Origin of the sequence: Paraburkholderia sp. J10-1 (genome assembly GCF_905220165.1) — a bacterium.
GTDB lineage: Bacteria > Pseudomonadota > Gammaproteobacteria > Burkholderiales > Burkholderiaceae > Paraburkholderia.
Genome location: NZ_CAJMYW010000043.1, coordinates 1 through 4,999, shown reverse-complemented (window position 1 = coordinate 4,999; position 4,999 = coordinate 1). Strand labels below are relative to the sequence as shown.

Here is a 4,999-nt window from a genome sequence, read left to right as displayed (position 1 = left end):
GAAAAGTAGGCAAAAGAAAGCCGCTCAAACCGCTAGCGCCTGCCACAGTTCACATCGCGCCACCAAGGGTTAATGGCTCCGGAGCGTCTGTCACCTCGCACCACCGAACTGAGTGACAAGGCGCTCATCCTTCCGGCGGCGCTACGCGCGCCGAAGGGCATAACCTAAAACCAGTGGTGCGCTTGCATTGCGTTACCGCATGACAATGCCCCTGGTTTCCCTTGCAGACCCGGCCGCTGCGCGCGTAGCGAGCAGCGGGAGCGAATGAGCGCTTTGTCACTAACGGGAATGGTGCGAGGTGACAGACGCTCCGGAGCCATTCACCTGGGGTGGTGCGAGGTGAACTGTGGCAGGCATTAGCGGTTTGAGCGGCTTTCTTTTGCCTACTTTTCTTTGCCGCTGCAAAGAAAAGTAGGTGCCGCCCCGCACAGGGGCAACGCTGGCATACCGACGCGAAAACAAGGAAAGGCCAAAGCCCCAGAAGGACCACAAAAAAACACATCAATGCAGCGACACCCGAACAACGCCCCCCTCAGCATCCGCCCGCGCAAGCGGCGATTCACTGCGCAACAGCGCATCGAGATCCGCCAACTGCGCAGCATCCTGCCCACTGCGCTGCGCGCGAAACATGACAGGCGGCACGCCAAACTGCTTACGAAATTCGCGCCCAAGATGCGAAGCATCCGAAAACCCACAACTCGAAGCAATATCGGCAACAGTGCGATCCGAACTCGTGAGCAGCCAGGCCGCAGTGCGCAGGCGCAGCACGTTGGCGAACGCACGCGGGCTCTTACCCGTTTCCGCCTTGAAAAGCCGTTCGAGCTGCCGCGCCGAGAGATTCAGTTTGCAGGCCAGCTCTTCCAGCGGCACGTTGCGGCCAACCTGCTGCTCCATCAGCAGCACGGCGCGCTTGACCTTCGGGTGCGTGGCGGGTTCGAGGCCGGGCGGGTGAGGCTGGGGCGCATTGCCCTTTTGCATTTCGCCCACCAGCAAAATGCGCAACGCCTTCTGCACGGTCGCGTGATCGAAGTGGCGCAGCAAAATCGCCGCGGCGACGTCGATCGATGCGCGCCCGCCCGAGCACGTAATGCGACGGCGGTCGATCGCGAACAGGCGGTCGGCGACGATAGCGTCGGCATTGACGTTGGGGAAGCGCTCGATGAAGTCCCAGTAGTGGAACCAGCTCACGCAAATACGATGGCCGTCCAGCACGCCGGCGCGCATGAGCGCGAACACGCCCGTGCAGATCCCGACCACTGTCGTCTCGCCGCTGGCCGCGCGGCGGATGTACTGCAGCGTGGCTTCGCTCGCGTGCGGGCCGGAGTGCAGCAGTCCGCCCACGACCACGAGATAGTCGACCGGCTCGGCATCGGCAAAGGTTTCCCACGGCGCGATCTGAATGCCGCAACTCGCACGCACGGGCGCGAGCGTTTCGCCGATCACGCGCCAGGAGCAGCGCACCGGCTTGCTGTAATCGCCTTCGTCGGCGGACAAACGCAGCATGTCGACGAATCCGGAGAACGCGGTCAGCGTGAAGTTCGGCAGCAGCACGATGCCGAAGCGAATGCGCTCCTTGGGAGCGGCGTCGAAGGAAACGGCGGTGGCAAGTGAGTCGGACATGGGGGGCGCTGGAAATCGGCGATACGGTTTCAGCCAAGCATCCCCGATATGGCCCCCTGGCGCTTGTCGTTTTCCGCCATCGATCTTCGCAAAAGCGAAATCCGCGCAATGTTGAAAGGAATACCTGCCGCATGGCGGCGCGGTTCTGTCGCCCTGGCGCGTTCGTTCTAGCGGCAGCGCCGCCGCTTTGGTCAACTCGCTAGTGGGCACGCGCCCCACGCCGAACCTATCCACGAGGCCTGCTTTCATGCCGCGCACCGAAACCGTCGAACTCAACAAGCGCGCCCGTCACGGCGACGCCGAGGCCGCGCTCGCGCTGCTGGAGCAGAGCATGACGCGCGGGCACGGGCGCATCGGGCTGCTGCGCTATTTGCAGGCGCGTTGCGTGGGCGCGGCGCTCGAGCAGCGGCATCACGACTACGCGCAACGGGTGGCCAGCAAGATGAGCGAAGGCCCGTTCGCGGCGCTAGTCGCGCAAGCGCAGCGTCGCCACGGCAACGCGGCGGCTTGAACACCCACGCTCGTGCTTACAGCACGACGGTGCGCCCGTCGTTGATGAACACCCGGCGCTCGAGAAATACCCGCACGGCGCGCGCGAGCGTCACGCATTCGACGTCGCGCCCGACGGCCAGCAGGCGCTCGGGGTTCAGCGAGTGGTCGACCCGCTGCACTTCCTGCTCGATGATCGGGCCTTCGTCGAGATCGTCGGTGACGAAGTGCGCCGTCGCGCCGATTAGCTTGACCCCGCGAACATGCGCCTGATGATAGGGCCGCGCGCCCTTGAAGCCAGGCAGGAAAGAGTGGTGGATGTTGATCGCGCGGCCGGCCAGCTTCTGGCTCGTTTCGTCGGAAAGAATCTGCATGTAGCGCGCAAGAATCAGCAGCTCCGAGCCGGTCGAGTCGAACAGGTCGAGGATCGCGGCTTCCTGTTCGCGGCGCGTTTCCGGCGTAACAGGAAGATAGTGAAACGGCAGGTCGTGCTGCCGCGCGAGCGGTTCGAAATCGCGGTGATTCGAGGCAATGCCCGCAATGTCCATCTGCAGCTCGCCCATGCGCCAGCGAAACAGCAGGTCGGCCAGGCAGTGTTCAAGCTTGGAGACCATGATGAGCACTTTGGGACGCACCCGCAGATCGTGGATGGCCCAGGTCATCTCGTGCTTGCGGCCGACGCTCGCGAATTCGTCGCGCAGGCCCGCGAGATCGAAGCGCTCGCCCGCGCCGGGCTGCACGACCTCGTGAAAGACGCAACGCAGGAAAAAGCGCGTGCTGATGTCGTCGTCGAACACCGTGAGTTCGTCGATATAGCCGCGGTGCGCGTCGAGAAAGCCGGCGACCGCGGCAACCTGCCCGGCGGCGGCGGGGCAGGACAGCGTGAGCACGTAGCGGTGCTGTGGGTCTTCGGTGGGCATGCGCGTTCTCCTCGTGTCGTGATGCGCCCGGTGCGTCTTGCGGTTCGTGCCGGGGCGCTGGCGTGATGGCGCAAGTAAGCCATCAATCCGGGCGTGGCACATAGAACCCACGCGCTGTATCGCGAGAATGAAAACGCCAAACGCGGCAGACGCGCGCCGACCCGAAGCAAAGCGCTTTTGCCCTGATGGCTGTCGCTTTGCTCCTGGCGCGCGGCTTTTAGGGCTGAGGCGAATCTGGAACGGAGATGGAGAGATGCGTGGGTCTGCAGGTAAGGGTGTGGAGTAGGCGGCGTGGGCGCTTCTTCGTGCGCATAAGTCGCTCGCCGCCCGGTGGATGTCGTGAGCCGCGCGAACTACGGCAACGAGGCAATCTGATCTTGCGCCATGTTGACGTTTTGCATGAAGTTGAACGGATGGCCTGGCCGGCGCACCGGTACGCTGCATGCCCTTTTTTCGGGCCACATTACAACAGCGCACCGCTTTCAGGATGGTTCTCCATCAATACCCTCTGACCTCTGACCTCGGCGGCATGCGCCGCTTTTCCCGGCGAGGGCGTTCCATTGGGCGGGTCGCGCTGTAGTGATTTGTAGGTGCGTTCTCGATTCAGTATGAATGCCACCTTGCACAAGACTTGTCGGCCTTGTGCTATCGATACTCGTCAATCTCGACTGTACCGCCCATTGTCTCCATCATGACGCGAATATCACCGGGCACATCGGGGACACGATCACCGGATTCGTTGTCCCAGTAGCAGAAGAAACGCATGTGTGCGTCTTTGTCTGCAAGGAGTTGACGGAGGTCTTCGCGTGGTAGATTTAGGTGACGGATGAGATAGCGAAAATGAGGTTCGAGTGAATCACTACGAACAGCTGTCTTGCTTCGAATGCCCCATACTCCGGTCCGACCCTGTACGCTGCTAAACCGGCCGGAAGGAGTTTTGAATCGTTGGCCCTTCACGACCGAAAAATCCGGGGGGACCCCGAAATATGCCGTCCAGAACTCGGGGTGGAGACTATCTCCGGCAACCGAGAACGAGACATAGGCCAGTTGGTGTGTGTTTGTCATGTCGTGCTCAGAATGCGTAATCGTGCATGTTGCCGATGATGTTTTTTCTAAACTCGATATTTCCGTTGTCGTGCCAAATGACATTATCGTCGCCACAAGTCAAGATCGTCCTTCATGACGTGCACCATGTCGCCGAATGTGTCGCGATCGTAGCCAAGCATCTTCGCCGCGTAGTCTGGATTGTTGGTTGATTTGGCAAGCTGCGCTACGTCAGCACTAAGTTCGAGCGGCTGATAGTCGAACGGCTGTGCATCACTGATGCGTCGCCGACTCGCCTTCGATGGCGTCGCCGCTCAAATCAGCGTCATTGCCACCGAGCAAAGCGCCTGCCGCTGGTTCAACGAACCCTAAGAATCCTGCGCCTCCATCTCCTTCGCCAGTACTTGCGGCACTGCTTACAGCTTGCGTCAGTCCCGTTGCGGCTTTGGTTCCCTGCGAAGGCACATCGAATGCCTCAGAGAGGGTAGACCCTGCTCCAGCCGTTTTTCCCTCCTGGCGGCCTTGAATGCGACCCACAGATCCCATGTCAACGGACGGTTCGCGTTTCCCCCGCCAGATGCACTTGCCGACTGCCAGAACTGCGGTGCTCGCGTGAGCCGGAACACGCGCGGCCGCTGCGTCCACTGCCGGTCCATATACGGCACAAGGCGACCACTGCGCACCACATCGACACGGAGAAGGCGCCCACCACGACGGACGCGCAACGCTGGAAGAACGCCAGATGAATGAACGGCGCACGCCCATTGCGCGGCGCGGCGCCGATGGCGATCCACGTCAGGCCAATGGGGACCAGCAAGACCGCGAAGACCGCCATGGCCTGGAACCACATCGAGACGCTCTCGAATGCCATAGGCGGAAAAATCGACCCGGCGAACAAAATGGCCTTGGGGTTGAGCACGGTGGCG

Annotated in this window: 4 protein-coding genes and 1 pseudogene; 1 reads left to right on the top strand and 4 read right to left on the bottom strand. The window is 61.9% G+C overall.

The window, feature by feature from the left end; all coding sequences use genetic code 11:
* Positions 1 to 501: 501 nt before the first annotated feature.
* Positions 502 to 1,620: a GlxA family transcriptional regulator gene (locus tag U5A65_RS40525; protein WP_321949686.1), complete on the bottom strand. Its 1,119-nt coding sequence runs from the start codon at positions 1,618 to 1,620 to the stop codon at positions 502 to 504.
* Positions 1,621 to 1,867: 247 nt separating this feature from the next.
* Here U5A65_RS40525 and U5A65_RS40520 point away from each other — a divergent pair, with 247 nt between their 5' ends.
* Complete coding sequence (locus U5A65_RS40520) at positions 1,868 to 2,131, top strand: hypothetical protein (RefSeq protein WP_321915389.1); 264 nt, start codon at positions 1,868 to 1,870, stop codon at positions 2,129 to 2,131.
* A gap of 16 nt (positions 2,132 to 2,147) precedes the next feature.
* Here U5A65_RS40520 and purU read toward each other — a convergent pair whose 3' ends face one another.
* The 3 genes and pseudogenes from purU to U5A65_RS40505 all read right to left on the bottom strand — a co-directional run.
* Positions 2,148 to 3,029, bottom strand: coding sequence for a formyltetrahydrofolate deformylase (purU, locus tag U5A65_RS40515; protein ID WP_321915388.1), 882 nt, complete (start codon positions 3,027 to 3,029; stop codon positions 2,148 to 2,150).
* A gap of 645 nt (positions 3,030 to 3,674) precedes the next feature.
* Positions 3,675 to 4,094: a DUF4279 domain-containing protein gene (locus U5A65_RS40510; RefSeq protein WP_321915387.1), complete on the bottom strand. Its 420-nt coding sequence runs from the start codon at positions 4,092 to 4,094 to the stop codon at positions 3,675 to 3,677.
* Between the two features lie 526 nt (positions 4,095 to 4,620).
* A pseudogene (locus tag U5A65_RS40505) lies at positions 4,621 to 4,999 on the bottom strand (hypothetical protein); the annotation flags it as partial.